This window comes from Rhodoferax sp. RT5P35, assembly GCF_056521385.1.
In genome coordinates, this window is record NZ_JBWMAX010000158.1 from 1 (window position 1) to 1,348 (window position 1,348).

A 1,348-nucleotide genomic window follows, 5' to 3' on the forward strand; every position below is an offset into this window, starting at 1 on the left:
CGCTGATGGCCCAGGCCGCCAGCCAGAAGCCCCGGCTGGCGCAACTGGCCGACCGGGTGGCGCGGCCCTTTTTGGTGGGCGTGCTGCTGGCCGCCGCGCTGGCGGGCGTGCTGTGGTGGCCGTCTGGCCCCGGCCATGCGCTGATGGTGGTAGTGGCGGTGCTCATAGTGACCTGCCCCTGCGCGCTGTCGCTGGCTACCCCGGCAGCGCTGCTGGCTGCGGCGGGGCGGCTGGCCCAATCGGGCGTACTCGTGCGCCGCCTGCAGGCGATGGAAAACCTGGCACAGGTGGACACCGTGGTGTTTGACAAGACCGGCACACTGACCCAAGGCGGCATGGCGGTGGTCGCTATCCGCACCCGGGGCAGTATGCCGCCCGCCGTGGCGCTGGGGCTGGCCGCCGGGCTGGCCGGTCAGTCGCTGCACCCGGCATCGCGGGCGGTGGCCGCCGCCGCCCAGGCCCAGGGCGTGGTACCGGAGCAACTGCGCCAGGTGGAAGAAGTGGCCGGGCACGGCATGCGCGGCATGGATGCCTTGGGCCGCGTCACCTTCGGGTCCGCCACCTGGTGCAGCGTGCCCGCCGGGTTCGAGGTGAACGAGGCCGTGCGGCAGGTCTATCTGGGCGACGGGCTGGGCTGGCTGGCCACGTTTGATTTGTCCGAAGACGTGCGACCCGACGCGGTGCAGGCCATCCAGGCGCTGCAGGCCGCCGGGCTGCGGGTGGAGCTGTTGTCGGGCGACCACCCTGCCGCCGCGGCGCGGGTGGCGGCGCAGGTCGGCATCACCGAGGTCACCCAGGTGCGCGGCGGCTGCACGCCCACCGACAAACTGCTGCACCTGCAAGCTCTGCAACGCCAGGGCCACCATGTGGCCATGGTGGGCGATGGCCTGAACGACGGCCCGGTGCTGGCCGCCGCCCACGTGTCCTTTGCCTTTGGGCAGGCGGTGCCGCTGGCGCAACGGCAGGCCGACCTGGTGGTCACCGGCGACACGCTGGGCCGGGTGCCGCAGACGCTGCTCTTGGCCCGGCGTACATTGCGGGTGGTGCGGCAAAACCTGGCCTGGGCCGCAGGCTACAACGCAGTGTGCGTGCCGCTGGCCCTGGCCGGTTGGCTGCCCGCCTGGCTGGCCGGGCTGGGCATGGCGCTGAGTTCGCTGCTGGTGGTGCTGAATGCCGCCCGCCTGTCCCGCAACTAGGATTTATATGAAAACAGCCTCCCGTGCTTATTCCCTCAGCGTGACGAGCTACAAAATATGTAGCATTTACTAGAAGGCCTGTTGATGGACATCCTGTACCTCCTGATCCCCCTGTCCGTCGTGCTGGTGCTGCTGATCCTGGGCGGGCTGTG

General features: G+C 70.3%; 1 protein-coding gene and 1 pseudogene. Both read left to right on the forward strand.

The window, feature by feature from the left end:
- On the forward strand, positions 1 to 1,196 hold a 1,196-nt coding region (locus tag AC097L_RS24570), incomplete at its 5' end, for a heavy metal translocating P-type ATPase (RefSeq protein WP_479589338.1).
- An 84-nt stretch (positions 1,197 to 1,280) separates the two neighbouring features.
- A pseudogene (locus tag AC097L_RS24575) lies at positions 1,281 to 1,348 on the forward strand (cbb3-type cytochrome oxidase assembly protein CcoS); the annotation flags it as partial.